We start from the raw sequence: 20,567 nt of genomic DNA, 5'->3' as shown, positions 1-20,567 counted from the left end.
CGGGAGAGATATATGGCAGAGGCAATCGCGGACGCAGGCGCCGTTCCGCGGACGGGTCGCTATCGCTGGCTGATCGTGGCGGTGCTCTTTGCCGCGACGACGGTCAACTATATCGACCGCACCATGCTCGGCCTGCTCGCGCCAACGCTCGGCGACGAGCTCGGGTGGAGCGAGAACGACTATGGCAACATCGTCACCGCCTTTCAGGCCGCCTATGCGCTCGGCTTCCTGCTCATGGGCTGGCTGATCGACCGCTTCGGGCCGAAGATCGGCTATGGAATCGCGATCGCGATCTGGACGATCGGCCATGTCGCGCATGGCTTCGCTTCGTCGGTGGTCTCCTTCATGATGGCGCGCGTGATCCTGGGGGTCGGCGAGGCGGGGCATTTCCCCGCGGTCGTCCGCGCGTCGAGCGAATGGTTTCCGCAAAAGGAGCGGTCCTACGCGATCGGCTGGGTCAACAGCGCGACGACGATCGGCGTGATCCTGACCGCCCCGACGATCGCGCTCTTCATGCGTATCCTCGGCTTCGACTGGCGTGAAACCTTCATCGTCACCGGCGTGTTCGGCGTCGTCCTGTTGCTCCTGTGGCTCTGGCTCTACAGCAATCCGCGCGAGAGCGGGAAGGTCAGCACCGCCGAGCTCGCGTGGATCGAGCATGACCCGCCGGAGAAGATCGAGCGGCTCGGCTGGGGCGCGGTCGTTACCAAGCGCGAGGCATGGGCCTATGCTCTGGGCAAGTTCCTGACCGACCCGGTCTGGTTCCTGATGCTCTTCTGGTTGCCGAAATATTTCAGCACGACCTATGACGTCGACCTGAAGGTCGTGCTGCTGCCGATGGTCGTCATGTACCTGCTGTCGGACGCCGGCAGCATCCTGGGGGGCTGGGTGTCATCGAAGTTGATCCAGACGGGGCATAGCGTCAATTTCGCGCGCAAGGCGACGATGCTGGGCGCGGGATGCTGCGTGCTGCCGCTGCTGTTCGTCTCGGGGCTCGACAATATGTGGCTCGCGGTTCTCCTCATCGGGATCGCGCTGGCGGGGCATCAGGCCTTTTCGTCGACGATCCTGTCGATCCCGCCCGACATGTTCCCGAAACGCGCAGTCGGTTCGGTGGTCGGGCTCGGCGGTTTCGCGGGCGGTATCGGCGGAATGATCATGGCAAAGTCGACCGGGCTGGTGCTCGATGCGACGGGGGGCAATTACACCATCATCTTCGCTGCCTGCACGGTGGTCTATTTCCTCGCGGTGCTGGCAATCCACCTGCTCAGCCCGCGCCTTGCGCCCGTTGCAATAGAGAGCGAAGCTGCCGCGGCATGACGCGTCCGCTGACCCTGCATCCCGACCGCCTCTTTCCGTCCGATCCGGGGCAACGCGACATTGCGCGCCGATTGTACGCGGAGGTGGCCAGCCTTCCGATCATCAGCCCGCACGGGCACACCGACCCGAGCTGGTTCGCGGACAACGCGCCCTTCGGCAATGCGGCGGAGCTGCTGCTGCATCCCGACCATTATGTGTTCCGCATGCTCTATTCGCAGGGCATATCGCTCGATGCGCTCGGCATCGGCAATCGCGACGCCGATCCGCGCGAAAGCTGGCGGTTGTTCGCCCGCAACTATCGTCTTTTCCGCGGCACCCCTTCGCGAATGTGGATGGACTGGGTGTTCGCCGGGGTTTTCGGTTTCGACGTACAATTTTCGGCCGAGACGTCGGACCTTTATTACGACCGCATCACCGAGGCGCTGGCGACCGACCCCTTTCGCCCGCGCGCACTGTTCGACCGCTTCGGGATCGAGGTGATCGCGACGACCGAAAGCCCGCTCGATACGCTGGATCATCACGCCGCGATCCGCGCCGCCAATGCGAGCGGCGAATGGAGCGGGCGTATCATTACCGCCTATCGCCCCGATCCGGTGGTCGATCCCGAGTTCGAGCGCTTCCGCGACAATCTTGCGCGCTTCTCCGAGCTATCGGGCGAAGATGCCTTCAGTTACGCCGGTTATCTTGCCGCGCACCGCAATCGCCGCGCCTTCTTTGCGGCGATGGGTGCGACCTCGACCGACCATGGTCACCCGACTGCAGCGACCGCCGACCTGTCGGACGCCGAGGCCGAGGCGCTGTTCGCGCGCGTTACCGGCGCCGAGGTCAGCCCCGCCGATGCCGAGCTGTTCCGTGCCCATATGCTGACGGTGATGGCGGGGATGAGCCTCGACGACGGGCTCGTCATGCAGATACACCCCGGCGCGTTCCGCAATCACAACTCTTGGCTGTTCGAGCATTACGGCCGCGACAAGGGCGCCGATATCCCGACCGGCACCGATTATGTCCATGCGCTGCGTCCGCTGCTCGGCCGCTATGGCAATGAGGCGGGGCTCACGATCATTCTCTTCACCCTCGACGAGACAAGCTACGCGCGGGAGCTGGCGCCGCTCGCGGGCCATTATCCGGCGCTGAAGCTCGGCCCGGCCTGGTGGTTCCACGACAGCCCCGAGGGGATGCGCCGGTTCCGCAGCCAGACGACCGAGACGGCGGGATTCTACAATTTGGTGGGTTTCAACGACGACACTCGGGCTTTCCTGTCGATCCCGGCGCGCCACGATGTCGCGCGGCGTATCGATTGCGGCTTCCTTGCCGGACTCGTCGCCGAGCACCGGATGGAGGAGTGGGAGGCGGCCGAGCTTGCGACCGACCTGAGCTACAATCTCGCCAAGGCCGCGTACAAGCTGTGAGGCTGTCGGCGCAAACGCCGCTCCCTGTGTCGGTGCAGGTGCCGGACTACGACCGCGCGGATCAGAAGCCGGGAATCGTCCATATCGGCATCGGCGCGTTCCACCGCGCGCATCAGGCACTCTATACCGACGCTGCGATGGGGACCGGCGACCGCGACTGGGGCATTATCGGCGTATCGCTGCGCTCGGGCGACGTCGCCGCACAGCTGAACCCGCAGGACGGGCTCTATACGGTGAGCAGGCGCAGCGCCGCAGGAACCGCCCTGCGCCTGATCGGTGCGGTGCAAAAGGTGATCGTTGCGGCCGATGATCCGCAGGCGGTTGTCGATGCCATTGCCGCGCCAACAACGCACATCGTCAGCCTTACCGTCACCGAGAAAGGCTACATGCACCGCCCCGGCGGTTCGCTCGATCTGGACGCTGCCAGGGGGTCATCGAGCCTCTACCGCTTCGTCGGCGCCGGTCTGGCGGCACGCAAGGCGGCTGGCCTGACCGGCCTGACCCTGCTCAGCTGCGACAATCTCACGGGCAATGGTGCGGCCTTGAAGACACTGATGCGCCAGTATCTCGCCGCCGAACATCCCGATCTGATCGATTGGTTCGACCGCGAATGCCGTTGCCCCGCGACGATGGTCGACCGCATCGTTCCCGCGACAACCGACGCAGATCGTGCCGCCGTCGCAGCGGCGCTCGGCGTCCGTGACGAGGGCGCGGTCATCGCGGAAAACTTCAGCCAGTGGGTGATCGAGGATGATTTTGCTGGCCCGCGCCCGCGCTGGGAAGCTGTCGGCGCCGAGCTGGTCGCCGACGCCGTGCCCTATGAGACCGCAAAGCTGCGGATGCTCAACGGCGCCCATTCGGCGCTCGCCTATATCGGGCTGGGTAGGGGGCATGAATTCGTCCATCGGGCGATCGCCGACCCCGCGATTCGCCCGGTCATCGAACGGCTGATGCGCGGCGAAGCCGCACCGACGATCGACGCGGCGCGGAGGCAGGATCTTGGCGCCTATGCCGATGCGCTTCTCGATCGTTTCGCCAATCCGGCGTTGCATCACCGGCTGATCCAGATCGCGATGGACGGCAGTCAGAAGATTCCGCAGCGCTGGCTCGAAACGCTGGCGTGGCATCAGGCGCGGGGCGGGCGTTGCCCGGCGCTGGAGACGGCGGTCGCCGCGTGGATCGACTTTCTGCGGAGCGACCGCCCGATCGACGATCCGCTTGCCGCGCCGCTCAAGGCAGCGGCAGCCGGCGCCGATGCGGTACAGCGGATATTCGGGCCGGCTGGACTGATCGCCTCGCCCTGGCGGCCCTAATCGATGTCTTGCTCGGTTGGCGCCGCCGCAAGCGTCGAAGGGGGATTGCCATCGAGCGCCCGCCGCAGCCGGTCGCGGTCGAGCGCATTGTCCCAGCGCGCGACGACGACGGTCGCGACGGCGTTGCCGATGAAATTCGTGAGGCTGCGGCATTCCGACATGAAGCGGTCGACGCCGAGGATCAGCGCCATGCCGGCGACCGGGACCGACGGCACGATCGACAGCGTCGCGGCCAGCGTGATGAAGCCCGCGCCGGTGACGCCCGCGGCGCCCTTCGACGAAATCATCGCGATCAGCAGCAGCGCGATCTGGTCGCCGAGCGACAGGTCGACGTTGCACGCCTGCGCGATGAACAGCGCGGCGAGCGTCATATAGATGTTGGTGCCGTCGAGATTGAACGAATAGCCGGTCGGCACGACCAGCCCGACGACCGACTTGGCGCAGCCCGCGCGCTCCATCTTCTCCATCAGGCTCGGCAGCGCACTCTCGGACGACGAGGTGCCGAGCACCAGCAGCAGTTCGGCCTTGAGGTAGCGGATCAGCTTCAGGATCGAGAAACCCGCGAGCCGCGCTGCGGCGCCGAGCACGACGAGCACGAAGATCAGCGAGGTCAGGTAAAAGGTCGCGACCAGCCCGGCGAGATTGGCGAGCGATTCGATGCCATATTTGCCGATCGTGAAAGCCATGGCGCCGAACGCGCCGATCGGCGCCGCGCGCATCAATATGCCGACGAGCTTGAAGACCACCAGCCCGACGCGTTCGAACAGGTCGCGCACGGGAGCGGCCGGTTCGCCGACCATCGACAGCGCGATGCCGAACAGGATCGACACCAGCAGCACCTGCAGCAGCGATTCCCCCGTCAGCGCCGAGATCAGCGTGGTCGGGATGATCGCCATCAGGAAATCGACGATGCTGTTGTGCGCCGCCTTCTCGACATAGCCGCTCACCCCCGCGGTATCGAGCGTCGCGGGGTCGACATTCATGCCGGCGCCCGGCTGGACCGTATTGGCGACCACCAGCCCGACGATCAACGCGAGTGTCGAAAAGAAGAGGAAATAGATGAAGGCCTTACCCGCGACGCGGCCGACCGAACGCAGTTCGCTCATCCCCGCGATGCCGGTGACGAGAGTCAGGAAGATCACCGGCGCGATGATCATCTTCACCAGCTTGATGAAGGCGTCGCCGAGGGGCTTCAGCGCTTCGCCCGTCGCCGGCCAGAAATGACCGATCAGCGCGCCGAAAAAGATCGCGGCGAGCACCTGAACATAGAGGTGACGGTAGAAAGGCTTGGCCTCGACCGGCGGCTGTCCGGTTTGATCGATCGTGATAGCGGCCACGCGTGATACCCTCCCGAGCGCGGCACTTTGCCGCCGCTGCACATCCCGCGCAAGACGCGGCATGACCAGACCGCGCGCTGCCCGATCGCGCCGGAAATTGATGGCGCGGAAGCGTTGGCCAGTGCGCTGCCTGCGGGCCGCGTCGGGTCAGTGCGCTGCCTGCGGACCGCGCACGACACCCGACTGTTCAAGCTGGTCGTCGATCGCCGCGATCAGCCGTTCGAGCGCCGCTTCGTCCTTCGCCTCGGCACGCGCGACGAGAACGTCCTGCGTGTTCGACGCACGAAGCAGCCACCAGCCGTCATTCGTCATAACGCGCGCGCCGTCGGTGCGGTCGACATTGGCACCCGCGCTGCTCAGTCGCTGGAGAACCTCGTCCACAATGGCGAACTTGCGCACTTCGTCGACCTGGAAGCGCATTTCGGGCGTATTGACCATCGCCGGCATGTCGCCGCGCAGTTCGGTCACGCTCTTGCCCAGCTTGTGCGCCGCCTCGATCAGCCGCACCGCGGCATAGGGCGCGTCGTCATAACCGTAATAGCGGTCGGCGAAGAAGATGTGCCCGCTCATCTCGCCCGCCAGCGGACTGCCGGTTTCCTTCATCTTCGCCTTGATCAGGCTGTGGCCGGTCTTCCACATCAACGGCTTGCCGCCCATTTCGGCGATGCGGTCGAACAGCGCCTGACTCGCTTTCACGTCGGCGATGATCGTCGCGCCGGGAATCTCCTGCAGCGCGGCCTCGGCATAGATCTGGAGCAGCTGGTCGCCCCAGATTACGCGGCCCTGACCGTCGATCGCGCCGATGCGGTCGCCGTCTCCATCGAAAGCGACGCCGAAATCGAGGCTCTTCTCCGCGACCAGCTTGCGCAGGTCGGCCAGATTGGCCTCGACCGTGGGATCGGGATGGTGGTTGGGGAAATGGCCGTCGATGTCGGTAAAAAGAAGATGATGCTCGCCCGGAAGCCGCGCCGTGAGCTTTTCGATCACCGTGCCCGCCGCGCCGTTGCCGGCGTCCCAGCCGATGCGGAAGGCGCCGCCGGCGAAGCCTTCGACGAGACGGTCGACATAGGCGTCGACGATGTCGATGCTCTCCGACGTGCCTTCGCCCCCGGCATCGACGGCTTCCCAGTCGCCGGCGGCAGCGATTTCGCCGATCCGCTGGATGTCGGCGCCGAAGAAGGGCCGACCCTGAAACACCATCTTGAAGCCGTTATAGTCGGGGGGATTGTGGCTGCCGGTTATCTGTATGCCGCCGTCCACATCCTCGGTTGAGGCGGCGTAATAGAGCATCGGCGTGGGGCCGAGCCCGACGCGCAGCGCGTCGATGCCCGCCGCGTTGATCCCCTCGACCAGGGCAGCCTCGAGCATCGGCGACGACAGGCGCCCGTCATAGCCCACGGCGATCCGCTTGCCCCCCGCACGCTTGATCAGCGTCGCGAAGCTGCGCCCGATCGCATAGGCGTCGGCCGCCGACAGCGTGTCGCCGACCACCCCGCGGATGTCATATTCGCGGAGCATCGAGGCGTGAAATATATGGGTCATCGGGTGTTGGCTCGCTGGCTTGTTTCGGTAATCGCCGGATTGCCTGCCATCGCGACAGGTCGATGACAAGTCACTGCCAAAGTTTGCGGCGGGCGAAACCCCAAATTCCTGCGGGTGGAGGCAATCTATGACGGGACTGCGGCGGGCCGCGCGCAGCGCCACCCAGCCAATGACGGTGCCCGCCGCAGGGGCCGACCCTATTTCTTCCCGGCGAATTCCATCGTCAGGAAGGCGTGGAGCATCGCCGCGCGCACCGCGTCCTCGGCATGATCGGCGCCGACCGAATGGCCGCCCTCCAGATATTCGTGATAATAGACCGTGTTGCCATATTCGGTCAGTCGCGCGGCGAATTTGCGCGCATGGCCGGGATGGACGCGGTCGTCCTTGGTCGAGAGATAGAGGAAGATCGGCGGATATTTCACGCCCTTGCGGATATTCTGATAGGGCGAATATCTGGACATGAAGGCCCAGTCGTCGGGATTGTCGGGATCGCCATATTCGGCGACCCAAGAAGCGCCCGCGAGCAGCTTGTTGTAGCGCTTCATGTCCTTGAGCGGCGAGCCCGAGATGACCGCGCCGTAAAGGTCCGGCCGCTGCTCCATCGCCGCGCCGACGAGGACGCCGCCGTTCGAACGGCCCGAGATCGCGATCTTGCCCTTTGCGCTGACGCCGGTCGCGATCAGATCCTCGGCGACGGCATGGAGGTCGTCGAAGCTGTTCTGACGCTTCTCGCGGAGCGCCGCCTGGTGCCAGGCGGGGCCATATTCGCCGCCGCCGCGGATGTTCGCGAGCACATAGGCATTGCCGTCCTCGACCCAGAACAGGCCGAGCGGGCCGGCGCGATAGGGCTGGCCGGTGAGGTAGCCGGGCGTCTGCGCAGCGCGGAAGCCGCCATAGGCGTGGACGAGCGCGGGGACCGGGTCGGCCGCGCCTGTCTTGCGGACGAGGAAATAGGGTATTTTGGTGCCGTCCTTCGAGGTCGCGAAGCGCTTTTCGACGCGCATGTCCTTCGCATCGAAGGTCGCGGGGAGGCTCTGCACCACCTGCGGCGCGCCGCTCTCGCCTACGGCATAGAGCGTCGGCGGCATCAGCATCGTCTCGGCGGTGACGAAGGCGAGGTCGCGGTCGTCGACGGTTCCGGCAATGCTCATCGTTGCATTGGCGGCGACCGGCACTTCCGTCTGGCTCCAGCGGCCGTTCGGCTGGTCGCGGCGAAGCGCGAACAGCTTGCCCTCGACGTCGTCGAGTGCCTTCACCCACAGGACATTCTTGCTCGCGGCGACATTTTCGATCGCCTGCGATTTCGTCGGCGTCATCACCGGCACGAAGGGCACCTGACCGCCGCTGGCGAGGATATCGAGCGGCAGCGCGAGGAGCGAGCCCGCGGGAAAATCGGCGTAGGGCTCGTTGAGGAAGATGATGACTTGACCGTCGATGACCGCGCGGATGTCGGCGGTGTCGGGAATGACGCTGCGGTCAAAATCGCCGTCGCCGGGGTTCGGCAACAGGATGTCGCTGGTGTAGAAGGTCTTGTTGCGGCTGATCATCGTCCGGCGCTTGTCGCTGTCCATGAAGGCGAAGACATTGATGCCGACGTCCGCGGCTTCGCCCTCGGCGACCGTCACGGCGGCCGAGAGCGGCGTGCCCCGCTTCCAGCGCTTGACGATGCGCGGATAGCCCGATGCGGTCATGCTGCCCGCGCCATAGTCGGTCGCGACGAGCAAGGTGTCGGCATTCTCCCATGTCACGCTGCTCTTCGCCTGCGGCAGGGTGAAGCCGTCCGCGACGAAGCTTTTTGTCGTGCGGTCCCACTCGCGGACGATATCGGCGTCGGTGCCGCCGGGGCTGATCGAGACGAGGCAGCGCTTGTAGTCGGGGGCGAGGCAATCGGCGCCGTGCCAGACCCAGCTCTGCTTCTCGGCCTTGCCGAGCGCGTCGACGTCGATCAGCGTCGTCCAGACGGGCTTGCCCGCAAGATAGGCGTCAAGCGGGCTCTGGCGCCAGATGCCGCGCGGATTGGCCGCGTCGCGCCAGAAGCTGGTGATCGTATCGCCCATCACCTCGCCCGGCTCGGCGATCTGGCGGTCGTCGTCGAGGATCGCCTTCGCGCGTTCGCGGTCCTTCTCGAAACCGGAGCGGCCGCGGATCAGCTTGTCGGTGGCGGCATTTTCCTTTTTGACCCAGTCGAGCGCTTTCGCGCCCTCGATATCCTCGAGCCAGAGATAGGGATCTTGGGTGTCCTGTGCCGCCGCTGCGGCCGCGAGGAAGGACGAGCCGAGGGCAAGCGCGGCAAGGGTAGCGCGGATCATGTCTTGGAATTCTCCCCTGGGGTATGGCGGCGCGTATGGCAGCGCTGTGCTAGCACCACCAGACACCCGAGGGGAAGGGGGAGGGCGACCCTATTGATCGATGATGATCGTGCCCGGATGATGCTTGTCGAGATGCTTCTTGATGATCTTGAGGTTGCGCGTGTTCGAGCGGAACAGGAAGTCGAAAGCATCGCCGACGAGCGGCACCGCGCCGAGCGCGGTATCGACGCCCAGATTGCCCACCATCCGCCAGATCTGCCATTTCGACATGCCGAGATTGCGCGCCTCCCAGATCAGATAAGCGCCCATCGTCGCAGCGATCACATCGCCGACGACGGGAACTAGGCCGACGATCGCGTCGAGGCCGACTGGGCGGTTGATGCCGGGAATGACGAAGCTGCGTTCGAGCAGCATTTCCAGCGTCTCGACCCGCTTGCGCAGCGAAGCGGGATCGCGCCGGTTCTGAATCAGCGCGTCGAAAATGGCGTCGGGATTGGGAGTCGAAGGGGCCATGCGGGTCCTTTCAAAAGCGCTCGGGGGTGAAGCGCCACCACATTAATTGGGGGGCGTGATCAGGCGATTCAATGGGTGCGCGCCGCGCGCGTTCGGGCGCAGGCCGGTCAACCGCTGCGAGGCGACCGACCAGCGGAGCGGCGCGGCGAGCGCGATGAAGGGGGTGTAGCGCGCGAGCACCGCTTCGGCTTCGCTAATCTGTTCGGCCCGCTGGCCCGCGTCGATATTGGCCATCGCTTGGTCGATCAGTTCCTGCGCCTCGCGATTGCACAGCGTGTCGCGCTGGCACGACAGGCGGCGCAGCGCCCACAGCGCGTCGTCGTTCGGCGCGACCTCGTCGATCAGGCGAAGGTCGGAAGCCGAGGCCATGTTGACGCGCCGCGTCTCGATCCCCAGCCGCGCGATATCCGCCGCGACATAGGCGTAGAGGATGCGGCCGCCCGGCGTGTCGGGAACCGCGATGCGCAGCGGATCGATCGCACGTCCCCCGCTGCGCCAGGCGTTGACCGCGCGCTGCGCCTGCGCGAGGCGCGAGGGATCGTCATAATCGTTCCAGGCCGGCTGGATCGGTGCCGGGCCGCCGTCGCGGCGGTGCGCGGTGGGGCGCATCGCGACCTGCGATTGCCATTCGGCGAGCCCGAAGGCGTCGACCAGCCGCTCGCGCCGTATGACGCGCGACAGCGCGTCGCGGTTAGCATCGGTTGCGAGAAATCCTTCGGCGCGGGTGAAGACCAGTCCGAACAGCCCCGGCGCAGGATCGACGACCAGCCGCGACCGGCCGATGTCCGAGGCGATGAAATAGGGGAGGGTCGAAAAGCGCCCGCCGAGGACGCCGTCGGCATAGCCGTTCTTGAACCGCGCGAGCGCGCCCTCCGGCGAGGTGCCGACAAGTTCGATCGACGCCTTGGGATCGTTCGCCGCCGCCTCCGCCGCGTCGGGATCTTCGGCGAGCGGGTCGGGAACGGGCGACAGCAGCACCGCGCGGCCGATCCGCTTCGCGCGCATGGGCCCCCAGCCCATCCCCTTATAGACGATCGCCATCGTCGGCTGCGCGAGCAATTCCAGCATGTTCGGCTGCGGCACGGTCAGGCGGATTTCGATTACGCTGTCGGTCATCGCCTTGATCGTGTCGATCTCGGGAAAATCATCCTTGAGCAGGTTGCGGCTGGCGGGCGCGAGATAAGAGCGCAGCGTCGCCGCGACATCCTCCGCCATCACCTTGCGCCCGTTCGTCCATTTGGCCTCGCGGATGCGGAAGATATAGCTGCGCCCGTCGGCGGTGACCGTCCAGCGATCGGCGAGCCCGACGTCGATCTGGCCATCGCCGTCGAAACCGACGAGCCCTTGCGCCGACGCGTCGAGCAAGGCGGCATTGGCGGCCGAGAGTTCCCCGCTCAGCGGCGTGGAAGCGGGGTTGAGCGATCCGATCGCCGCGATCTTCACGGGCCCGCGCGACCCGAACAGCCCGCAACTCGCGAGCGCGAGCGAGGTGGAGGCGGCGAGCAGAAGGACGACAGCAGAACGAATTGGGCGCATTATGGCCTTATCCTAGGACGGCACCGGAGCGAAGGCCACGGCTTTGTCGTATCCGTGGTGGCCGCTCGGCCGGCCGGCGGATCCAGATCGAGCGCGTCAGGCGAGCCGAAACGCGGCCCCGGCGATTCGACCTCCCGATTTGACTTTGGTGCGGACGGCGGGACTTGAACCCGCATGTCACTAGGACGGCAGATTTTAAGTCTGCTGCGTCTACCGATTTCGCCACGTCCGCTTGGCTTGCGGGTCAAGCCGATGGCCCGTTGGAGGTCAAGCGATGTTTGCGGCTTCCCGCTGCGCGGCGGCTCGGCTAGACGCGATGGCATGACTGCCGTCCTCGACATTTCCGGCCTCGGAAAGACTTACAAGAGCGGGCACCAGGCGCTGGCCGGTGTCGACCTTACCATCAACAAGGGCGAGATTTTCGCGCTGCTTGGGCCGAACGGCGCGGGCAAGACGACGCTGATCAGCATCGTCTGCGGCATCGTCACGCCGAGCGCGGGGACGGTGACCGTGGGCGGGCACGATCATGCGCGCGATTATCGCGCCGCGCGCTCGATGATCGGGCTGGTGCCGCAGGAGCTGCATACCGACGCGTTCGAGAAGGTAATCACGACGGTGACCTTTTCGCGCGGGCTGTTCGGCAAGCCCAGCGATCCGGCCTTCATCGAGCAGTTGCTCAAGGATCTGTCACTCTGGGACAAGCGCAATGCGAAGATCATGGAGCTGTCGGGCGGCATGAAGCGCCGCGTGATGATCGCGAAGGCGCTGAGCCACGAGCCCGACATCCTGTTCCTCGACGAGCCCACCGCGGGTGTCGACGTCGAGCTGCGCCGCGACATGTGGAACATGGTGCGCGGTCTTCGCGAACGCGGCGTCACGATCATCCTGACCACCCACTATATCGAAGAGGCCGAGGAGATGGCCGACCGCGTGGGGGTGATCAGCAAGGGCAGGCTGATCCTGGTCGAGGAGAAGGACGCGCTGATCAAAAAGCTGGGGCGCAAGACGCTGACCCTCAACCTCGCCGACCCGCTGGATGCGGTGCCCGCCGAACTGGCCCAGTGGAATCTGGTGCTCGCCGGCGAGGGGCATGAGCTGGTCTATGAATTCGACAGCCAGGCCGAGGCCACGGGCGTGCCGTCGCTGCTGCGGCGGCTGAGCGACCGCGGCATCCAGTTCAAGGACCTCCACACCGAACAGAGTTCGCTCGAGGATATCTTCGTCGGGCTGGTACATGAGACGAAGACCGAGGAACGCGCCGCATGATCAAGAATTTACGCGGCATTCGTGCCATCTATCTGTTCGAAATGGCGCGCTTCGGGCGTACGTTCTGGACCAGCCTGATGCTGCCCGTCATAACCACGACGCTCTATTTCGTTGTCTTCGGCTCCGCGATCGGCAGCCGGATGAGCGACGTCAGCACCGTGCCCTATGGCGCGTTCATCGTGCCGGGCCTGATGATGCTGACGATGTTCACCGAAAGCATCAGCAACGCGAGCTTCGGCATCTACATGCCCAAATGGACGGGGACGATCTACGAGATGCTATCCTCGCCGATGTCGCCGCTCGAACTGCTGATCGCCTATGTCGGCGCGGCGGCGACGAAATCGGTGATCATCGGTGCGATCATCTTTGCGACCGCGCATTTCTTCGTCGATGTGCAGGTGGCGCACCCGCTGCTGATGGTCGCCTTCATGATCCTGATGGCGGTGACTTTCTGCCTGTTCGGCTTCATCATCGGTATCTGGGCGCAGAGTTTCGAGCAGTTGCAGGTGATCCCGCTGCTCGTCGTCTATCCGCTGACCTTTCTGGGCGGTGCTTTCTATTCGCTCGACATGCTGCCCGCGGCGTGGCGTGCGGTCACGCTGTTCAATCCCGTCGTCTATCTGATCAGCGGATTCCGCTGGACCTTCTTCGGGCAGGGAGATGTCGGGATCGAAGTCAGCATGGGGGCGGTTGCGCTGTTCCTGGCGCTGTGCCTGGCGGTGATCTTCTGGGTGTTTCGAACGGGTTACCGCCTCAAGAATTGAGGCCGCGACCCTTCCTCTTCCGCGGCATTGCGAGGCGCGAAGCGATGCGTCGATCCACAGTGTGCGCTCACCGTTCGGGATTGCTTCGCCCCGCTTTCGCCGGGTTCGCAATGACGAAGGTTTGAGACGCGCGATCAGTCGTTCAGACGCTCGCGCATTTCCTTGCCCGGCTTGAAATAGGGGACTGCCTTCGCTTTCACAGCCACCGGAGCGCCGGTGCGCGGGTTGCGGCCGGTGCGCGATTCGCGGGAGCGGGTCGAGAAGGCCCCGAAGCCGCGGAGTTCGACGCGGCCGCCCGAGGCCAGTTGATCCACGATGGAATCAAAAAAGGCGTCGACGATGCGTTCGACCTCTTCAAGGCGCAAGTCGCTGTTTTCGCTCGCGATCTTCTGAACCAGTTCCGACCGGATCATTTGCTTCCCCTTGACATATCACGCGCACCCCGCGGGATGCAGGCCATCCGGTCTTTGCCGGTTCGGATTGCGTGAGGACCCCTCCCAACGCGGCCCGGAGAGTATCATGAATCACTGTTCGGTCAAAATATATCACTGAAAGAAAAAGGCCCGCGAAGGGACACTTCGCGGGCCTTTTCTGTTGCCTGACGGCAGAGGGACGAAATTATCAGTCCTTCTTGCCGGCCTTCAGCGCTTCGCCGAGGATGTCGCCGAGCGACGCACCCGAGTCCGACGAGCCGTACTGCGCGACGGCTTCCTTCTCTTCGGCGATCTGCATTGCCTTGACCGAGAAGCTGGGCTTCTTCGAACGGTCGAAGCCGGTGACCATTGCGTCGAACTTCTGCCCGACCTGATAGCGCTCGGGGCGCTGTTCGTCGCGGTCGCGGCCGAGGTCGGCGCGCTTGATGAAGCCGGTGGCGCCATCTTCGCCAGCCTGCACTTCGAGGCCGTTGTCGCGGACTTCGAGGACCGACACGGTGACGACGTCGTTCTTCTTCAGCGAGCCCGAACCGGCAGTGTTGGCGCCGCCAACGGCCGGAGCGCCCTTTTCAAGCTGCTTGATGCCGAGGCTGATGCGTTCCTTCTCGACGTCGACGTCGAGCACGACGACCTGCACATTCTCGCCCTTGCGGTGGAGGTGCAGCGCTTCTTCGCCCGAGATGCCCCAAGCGATGTCCGACATGTGGACCATGCCGTCGACGTCGCCCGGAAGGCCGATGAACAGGCCGAACTCGGTAGCGTTCTTGACTTCGCCTTCGACGACCGAACCGACCGGGTGAGCCTCGGCAAAGGCGCCCCACGGGTTCGACTGGGCCTGCTTGAGGCCGAGCGAGATGCGGCGCTTGTCGCTGTCGACTTCGAGAACGATGACATCGACTTCCTGGCTGGTCGAAACGATCTTGCCGGGGTGGACGTTCTTCTTGACCCACGACATTTCGCTGACGTGGACCAGGCCCTCGATGCCGGGTTCGAGTTCAACGAACGCACCATAGTCGGTGATGTTCGTGACCGTGCCCGACAGCTTCGCACCGACCGGGTACTTGGCGGCGACGCCTTCCCACGGATCGCTTTCGAGCTGCTTCATGCCGAGGCTGATGCGCTGCGTGTCGCGGTTGATGCGGATGATCTGGACGCGGACGGTGTCACCGATGTTGATGACTTCGCTCGGGTGGTTGACGCGCTTGTAGCTCATGTCGGTGACATGGAGCAGGCCGTCGATGCCGCCGAGGTCGACGAACGCACCATAGTCGGTGATGTTCTTGACCGCGCCTTCGATGATCTGGCCCTCTTCGAGGTTCTGGATCAGGCCCGAACGCTGCTCGGCGCGGGTTTCCTCGAGGATGGCGCGGCGCGACACGACGATGTTGCCGCGGCGGCGATCCATCTTGAGGATCTGGAAGGGCTGCGGAAGGTCCATGAGCGGGCCAACGTCGCGCACGGGGCGGATGTCGACCTGGCTGCCGGGCAGGAACGCCACGGCGCCGCCGAGATCGACGGTGAAGCCGCCCTTGACGCGGCCGAAGATGACGCCTTCGACGCGCGCTTCCTTGTTGAATTCTTCTTCCAGGCGGTCCCAGGCGGCTTCGCGGCGAGCGCGGTCGCGCGACAGCATGGTTTCGCCATTGGCGTTTTCGACGCGGTCGACATAGACTTCGACTTCGTCACCGACCTTGAGGTCGGCCTTCTGGCCCGGCATCGCGAATTCGCGAAGCGGCACGCGGCCTTCGCTCTTCAGGCCGATGTCGATCACTGCCAGGTCATTTTCGATCGCGGTCACGGTGCCCTTGACGACGCGGCCTTCAAAGCCGCCATCAGCACCACCCAGCGATTCGTCGAGCATCGCGGCGAAATCGTCGCGCGACGGAAAAGCCGTAGAGGCCATATGGGTTCTTCCTTACTTCATCTGTTCCGGCCAAGCGGTTGGTTCCGCTGGTCTTTTGGCCGATCTGTCCTGCCCGCCGGATGCGATGCAGGACATCCTTCCAGCCTTTGCCAATCGGGGCAGGAGCAAAGCAAAAAGGGCGCGACGAGTGCATCCCGTCACGCCCGACGCTCATGTTCGAAGAGCGGCGGTTTGTCCGTGCCTCGACCGGCCAAAGCCTGTCGGACGGCGCGCATATATGGCGGAGGGTGCGCAAAAGCAAGGCGAAACCTCGCTTTCATCGTCAACCCCGACTTGATCCGGGGTCCATGTCCTCGCCGCTCGAATCGACCCCGGATCAAGTCAAAGGCGACGAGGAGGGGCGCGCGCCGAAGGTAAACCCCATCGTAAGACCTTGCTTATAGATTCTCCCACGCAATCGAGAGGGGTCTCCATGCAGGTGATGTCGCACGGCCAGTTCGCCGATCCGGCGGTCGAGGCGCGAGTCCAGGAAACGGCGCGCACGCTGCGCCTGCCGTTCGTGCGCATCTATGGCGTGTTGTTCATGCTGGTGGCGCTGGCCTACACGATCGTCAATCCGCTGCTGGTCAATCCGGTCGATACGGCGAAGCTGGCGGTGCTGTTCGGGGCGATGATCGCGCTCGCGGGCGCCTATATCGCATCGACCTTCTGGTCGGGCTATGTCGCGCGGCCGGGGTTGGATTTTGCGGCCCTGCTTGGGATCGTCTTTCTACTCGGCCATATCAACCTGATCCTGTTCGACGAACTGATCGACATGCAGGAGGAGATGCACGCGGTCGGGGTGATGAACCGGCTCGGGGTCAGCGCCTTTGCCGCCGTCGTGCTGGCGGGCCGCCCGCGACTCTTCCTGTTGTGGCTCGGGCTCGACCTGTTCGTCTTTCTCGCAACCGTGCTGCCGGTGCAGAGCCATGACGCGGGGATGTGGTACGCGCTGCTCAGCTATTCGAGCGGGGCCGTCATCATGCTGGCGATCAACGTCGCCATCGACCGGTCGAGCCGCGGCGCCTTCGCGCTCGCCGAGGCGCTCGAGGCCGAGCGCCGGAAGAATGAGGAACTCGTCTATAACATGCTGCCGCCCGCCGCGGTCGAGCGCATCCGCGATGGGCGGATGGTCGCCGACGCCTATGCCGACGCGAGCGTGATCTTCATCGACATGGTCGGCTTCACCAAACTCGCGAAGCGCGTGTCGCCGGGGCATCTGGTCGAGGTGCTCAATGCCTTCTTCAACCATGCCGACGCCTGCGCGGCAAAGCATGGGGTCGAGAAGGTCAAGACGATCGGCGATGCGTATCTCGCGATCGCGGGTGGCAATGTGACGAGCGGGAACAGCGCCGATTCCGCCATCGCCTTCGCGCGCGATGTGCTGGCGGGCGTCGCCGAGTTGCAAGCAGTGGCGGGCACCGACGTCGCCCTGCGCGTCGGCATCCACAGCGGGCCGGTCGTCGGCGGCGTCATCGGCGCGACGCGGATGGCCTATGATTATTGGGGCGAGACCGTGAACATGGCGGCGCGGCTGGAAGGCACGGCGCCGGTCAACGGTATCGCGATTTCGGAAAGCACCTGGCTGCGCGCCAAGGATCGCGCCGCTTTCGGGCCGCCGCACAACGAGATGCTGAAGGGCATGGGCGAGACTTGCGTCTATCACGCCGGGCCTGCCCCCGAGCGTCAAACGCTGCCCGAGATCAGCTGGGTCGCCTGACCCTTTCCTCGACGAAGGCGATCGCCGCCGCGATCGCTTCGTTGATATCCATTTCGCTGTTGTCGAGCAGCAGCGCGTCGTCGGCGCGGAGCAGCGGTGCGTCGGCGCGGCCGGTGTCGCGCGCGTCGCGGGCGTGGACGTCGGCGAGGACCGCGTCATAGGTCACATCGACCCCGCGCGCGCGCATTTCGGCATGACGACGGCGCGCGCGTTCTTCGGGCGAGGCGGTGACGAACAGCTTGGCGTCGGCGTGCGGCGCGATGACCGTGCCGATATCGCGCCCGTCGAGCACCGCGCCGCCGGGCTGGTTCGCGAAATCCACCTGCCGCTGGAACAGCGCCTTGCGTACCGCCGGGTGGATCGACACGCGGCTCGCGAGGCCGCCTGTGCTTTCGTAGCGGAGTGCGGGATCGTCGAGCAGCGTGTCGGGGAAGTCGCAGGCGGCGAGTGCGTCGGCGGCGTTGTCGGGATCGCCGTGGCCGAGCTGCGTCTGATACCCGACCGCGCGATAAAGCAGCCCGGTGTCGAGTACGGGCAGGCCGAAATGGGCGGCCAGCGCGCGCGCAATCGTGCCCTTGCCCGACGCGGTGGGGCCGTCGACGGCGATGATCACGCCTGCAGCCCTTCGAGCAAAGCCTCGAAATTCGGGAAGCTGGTCGCGACGGGCGCCATGTCGTCGATTTCGACCGGCGCCTTGCTGACGAGCCCCGCGACCGCAAAGCTCATGCAGATGCGGTGGTCGAGATGGCCCGCGATGGTGGCCCCGCCAGGCACAGGGTCGCCGCCGGTGCCGTCGATGATCAAGCCGTCCTCGCTTTCTTCAACCCGCGCGCCGATGGCCTGCAGACCCGCCGCCATGACGGCAAGGCGGTCGCTTTCCTTGACGCGCAGTTCGTCGAGGCCGGTCGTGACGGTGCGACCCTCGGCAAGCGCAGCGGCGATAAAGAGGATCGGGAATTCGTCGACCATGCTCGGCACGACGGCCGGGTCGATCTCGATACCTTTCAAGGCACTGTGGCGGACGCGAAGGTCGGCAACGGGCTCTCCGCCGACTTCGCGCGCGTCGAGCAGGGCGATATCGCCGCCCATCGCCTGCAGCACCTCGACGAGGCCCGCGCGCGTCGGGTTGAGCCCGACATTCGCGATGGTGACGTCCGATCCGGGGACGAGCAGCGCGGCGACGATGAAGAAGGCGGCCGACGACGGATCGCCGGGCACCACGATCGTCTGCGGCTTGAGCTCGGCCTCGCCGCGGATGCGGATGTGGCGGGTGCCGTCGGGTTCGGTTTCGACGCTGAGGTCGGCGCCGAAGCCCCTCAGCATCCGTTCGCTATGGTCGCGCGTCGGAACGGGCTCGATCACCTCGGTGATGCCGGGGGTGTTGAGCCCCGCGAGCAATACCGCGCTCTTCACCTGCGCCGACGCCATCGGCAGGCGATAGGCGAGGGGGATCGCGGGGGCGAGGCCGCGCACCATCAGCGGCAGGCGGCCACCGGGTGACGCGGAAATGTCGGCCCCCATCTGCGACAGCGGGTCGATGACGCGCCCCATCGGGCGGCCCGACAGGCTGGCGTCGCCGACGAAGGTCGCGGTGATCGGATGGCTCGCGACGAGCCCCATAAGGAGGCGGGTCGAGGTGCCGCTGTTTCCCATGTCGAGCGCTTCGCGTGGCTGGAGCAGCGCGCCGACCCCTACGCCGTCGATGACCCATTCGCCGTCGCCCCACCGCTCGATGCCCGCGCCCATCGCGCGCATCGCGGCGGCGGTCGCCAGAACATCGTGGCCTTCGAGGAGCCCGGTGACGCGACTGGTTCCGACCGCGAGCGCCGACAGCATCAGCGAACGGTGCGAGATGCTCTTGTCACCGGGAATCGCGATCCTACCTTTGAGCGGAGCGGAGGCGGAAAAGCGGCGCGGGCGGGCGGTCTGGTCTGTCATGGCGTGCGGCTTTTGACAGCGGGCAAACAATCTGGCAAGGCGCACGCCAATTTGGCGGATGGCCCTGTCGGCGCTGTCTCTCTTCCGAAATTCCTATCCTTTCTTCAGAGGTTTACGAGGCTGTTATGGTAAAGGCTGAATGGGGCGCGAAGCGCAGCTGCCCGAAATGTGCCACCCGATTCTATGATCTGACCAAGGACGATCCGGTCACCTGCATCAACTGCGGTTATGCATGGCTACCGGAATCGGTCCTGAAATCGAAGCAGCCGATGCCGTTCGAGGAAGTCGAAAAGCCGGGCAAGGTCGCGGCCGAACCGGAGGCGGATGACGATCTGGATCTGGACGTCGATGTCGATGAGGACACCGATTCGCCCGATAACGACGTCGATCTGGGCGGCGACGACGATCTGGGCGTCGCGACCGGCGACGACGAGGACGAAGAAGGCTGATCTTCTGGAGTTCGATACGCAGGGGATCAAAAAAGCGTCCTCGAACGCATTTGGCCCCTTGCATAACGGACGCGCGCTGGTAAAGGCGGCGTCCCGGTCGCACTAGCCAAGAATATTGGCCAGGGCGATCCTGAAAATGGCACGGGGCCTTAGCTCAGCTGGGAGAGCGCTACAATGGCATTGTAGAGGTCAGCGGTTCGATCCCGCTAGGCTCCACCATTACAAAAGGCCCGCGAAAGCGGGCCTTTTTTGTTGCGTTGACTAGGGCGGCTATTCCGCCGCCTCGTCCTTCTCGAACACAGGTTCGAGCTCGATCGGGTCGGCGAGGGTAATGCGGTCGAGGATCGAGGCGGTGTCGTCGCGGACCTTCAGCATCAGGCTGCGCAGCCGGCATTCGGCTTCCGGCAGGCAGTTCTTGCAATGCTCGTGCGCGTTGCGCGCGGCACAGGGGACGAGCGCGAGCGAGCCGCGCGTCAGGCGGACGAGGTCGCCATAGCTGATGTCGATCGGCGGCAGCGCGAGCTGGTAGCCGCCGTCGCGCCCGCGCTGCGAGATGAGCAGCCCTTCGCGCGCCATTTCGGACAGGATCACGGTCAGGAATTTGGGCGGAATATTCTGCGCTTCCGCAATATCCGCGAGCTGGACCTGCCCCTTACCCCAGTGATCGGCAAGATGCTGGAACGCGCGGATCGTATAACGGGTCTTTTGCGAAAGCATGGGGCGTTACTGTGACATATTCAGCCTTAATTCAACCTGTCTGCATGACATTTCGCCGGTTGTTGATGAAAATCACAGCAGATGGCATGAATTGATG

At 65.1% G+C, this 20,567-nt stretch carries 17 protein-coding genes and 2 tRNA genes; 8 read left to right on the top strand and 11 right to left on the bottom strand.

The features are described from left to right. Positions 1-12 precede the first annotated feature (12 nt). The 3 genes from ATE64_RS07490 to ATE64_RS07480 are packed head-to-tail and all read left to right on the top strand — an operon-like array spanning position 13 to position 4,042. The gene (locus ATE64_RS07490; protein WP_058454106.1) at positions 13-1,320 is read left to right on the top strand and encodes an MFS transporter; all 1,308 of its coding nucleotides are present in this window, start codon (positions 13-15) and stop codon (positions 1,318-1,320) included. Continuing rightward, on the top strand, positions 1,317-2,729 hold the full coding sequence (gene uxaC, locus ATE64_RS07485) for a glucuronate isomerase (RefSeq protein WP_058454105.1): 1,413 nt from the start codon (positions 1,317-1,319) through the stop codon (positions 2,727-2,729). The genes ATE64_RS07490 and uxaC overlap by 4 nt, the downstream gene beginning before the upstream one ends. Next, entirely contained in the window at positions 2,726-4,042 is a 1,317-nt protein-coding gene (locus ATE64_RS07480) for a mannitol dehydrogenase family protein (protein ID WP_231729107.1), read from the top strand. The genes uxaC and ATE64_RS07480 overlap by 4 nt, the downstream gene beginning before the upstream one ends. Here the strand turns inward: ATE64_RS07480 and ATE64_RS07475 are convergent. The 6 genes from ATE64_RS07475 to ATE64_RS07450 form a co-directional block, all read right to left on the bottom strand. Continuing rightward, positions 4,039-5,370, bottom strand: coding sequence for a dicarboxylate/amino acid:cation symporter (locus tag ATE64_RS07475; RefSeq protein ID WP_058454160.1), 1,332 nt, complete (start codon positions 5,368-5,370; stop codon positions 4,039-4,041). The genes ATE64_RS07480 and ATE64_RS07475 overlap by 4 nt on opposite strands. Positions 5,371-5,526: 156 nt before the next feature. Next, on the bottom strand, positions 5,527-6,921 hold the full coding sequence (locus tag ATE64_RS07470; protein ID WP_058454104.1) for a phosphomannomutase/phosphoglucomutase: 1,395 nt from the start codon (positions 6,919-6,921) through the stop codon (positions 5,527-5,529). A 197-nt stretch (positions 6,922-7,118) separates the two neighbouring features. Further along, positions 7,119-9,230: a prolyl oligopeptidase family serine peptidase gene (locus ATE64_RS07465; protein WP_058454103.1), complete on the bottom strand. Its 2,112-nt coding sequence runs from the start codon at positions 9,228-9,230 to the stop codon at positions 7,119-7,121. Between the two features lie 90 nt (positions 9,231-9,320). Next, positions 9,321-9,743, bottom strand: a complete 423-nt coding sequence (locus ATE64_RS07460) for a DUF4112 domain-containing protein (RefSeq protein ID WP_058454102.1) — start codon at positions 9,741-9,743, stop codon at positions 9,321-9,323. 42 nt (positions 9,744-9,785) lie between these two features. Continuing rightward, a complete protein-coding gene (locus ATE64_RS07455; protein WP_058454101.1) occupies positions 9,786-11,279 on the bottom strand; it encodes an ABC transporter substrate-binding protein in 1,494 nt (497 codons plus the stop codon). A gap of 146 nt (positions 11,280-11,425) precedes the next feature. Beyond that, positions 11,426-11,511, bottom strand: a tRNA-Leu gene (locus tag ATE64_RS07450). 89 nt (positions 11,512-11,600) lie between these two features. Here ATE64_RS07450 and ATE64_RS07445 point away from each other — a divergent pair. Then, entirely contained in the window at positions 11,601-12,545 is a 945-nt protein-coding gene (locus ATE64_RS07445; RefSeq protein WP_058454100.1) for an ABC transporter ATP-binding protein, read from the top strand. Next, positions 12,542-13,309, top strand: a complete 768-nt coding sequence (locus ATE64_RS07440; RefSeq protein WP_058454099.1) for an ABC transporter permease — start codon at positions 12,542-12,544, stop codon at positions 13,307-13,309. The genes ATE64_RS07445 and ATE64_RS07440 overlap by 4 nt, the downstream gene beginning before the upstream one ends. 134 nt (positions 13,310-13,443) lie before the next feature. Here the strand turns inward: ATE64_RS07440 and ATE64_RS07435 are convergent, their stop codons facing one another. Together ATE64_RS07435 and rpsA are read right to left on the bottom strand one after the other, a co-directional pair. Further along, positions 13,444-13,722 (bottom strand): integration host factor subunit beta, encoded by a 279-nt coding sequence (locus ATE64_RS07435; protein WP_054587431.1) that lies wholly within the window; start codon positions 13,720-13,722, stop codon positions 13,444-13,446. Positions 13,723-13,930: 208 nt separating this feature from the next. Continuing rightward, a complete protein-coding gene (rpsA, locus tag ATE64_RS07430) occupies positions 13,931-15,646 on the bottom strand; it encodes a 30S ribosomal protein S1 (protein WP_058454098.1) in 1,716 nt (571 codons plus the stop codon). Between the two features lie 433 nt (positions 15,647-16,079). Here rpsA and ATE64_RS07425 point away from each other — a divergent pair, with 433 nt between their 5' ends. Then, the gene (locus ATE64_RS07425) at positions 16,080-17,366 is read left to right on the top strand and encodes an adenylate/guanylate cyclase domain-containing protein (RefSeq protein ID WP_058454097.1); all 1,287 of its coding nucleotides are present in this window, start codon (positions 16,080-16,082) and stop codon (positions 17,364-17,366) included. Here ATE64_RS07425 and ATE64_RS07420 read toward each other — a convergent pair. Together ATE64_RS07420 and aroA are read right to left on the bottom strand one after the other, a co-directional pair. Beyond that, entirely contained in the window at positions 17,350-17,979 is a 630-nt protein-coding gene (locus tag ATE64_RS07420) for a (d)CMP kinase (protein ID WP_058454096.1), read from the bottom strand. The genes ATE64_RS07425 and ATE64_RS07420 overlap by 17 nt on opposite strands. Beyond that, the gene (gene aroA, locus ATE64_RS07415; protein ID WP_058454095.1) at positions 17,976-19,304 is read right to left on the bottom strand and encodes a 3-phosphoshikimate 1-carboxyvinyltransferase; all 1,329 of its coding nucleotides are present in this window, start codon (positions 19,302-19,304) and stop codon (positions 17,976-17,978) included. Before aroA ends, ATE64_RS07420 begins: the two co-directional genes overlap by 4 nt. Positions 19,305-19,429: 125 nt before the next feature. On the opposite strand from aroA, the gene ATE64_RS07410 reads away from it, so the two are divergent. Beyond that, positions 19,430-19,753, top strand: coding sequence for an FYDLN acid domain-containing protein (locus ATE64_RS07410; protein WP_058454094.1), 324 nt, complete (start codon positions 19,430-19,432; stop codon positions 19,751-19,753). Between the two features lie 143 nt (positions 19,754-19,896). Beyond that, positions 19,897-19,972 (top strand) — tRNA-Ala (locus ATE64_RS07405). Between the two features lie 51 nt (positions 19,973-20,023). Here the strand turns inward: ATE64_RS07405 and ATE64_RS07400 are convergent. Continuing rightward, positions 20,024-20,470, bottom strand: coding sequence for an Rrf2 family transcriptional regulator (locus tag ATE64_RS07400; protein ID WP_058454093.1), 447 nt, complete (start codon positions 20,468-20,470; stop codon positions 20,024-20,026). Positions 20,471-20,567 lie beyond the last annotated feature (97 nt).

Source organism: Sphingopyxis sp. H073 (genome assembly GCF_001468395.1).
Classification (GTDB): Bacteria; Pseudomonadota; Alphaproteobacteria; order Sphingomonadales; family Sphingomonadaceae; genus Sphingopyxis.
The sequence above is the reverse complement of the archived record's forward strand: the minus strand, read 5'-3'. Positions and strand labels throughout refer to the sequence as shown.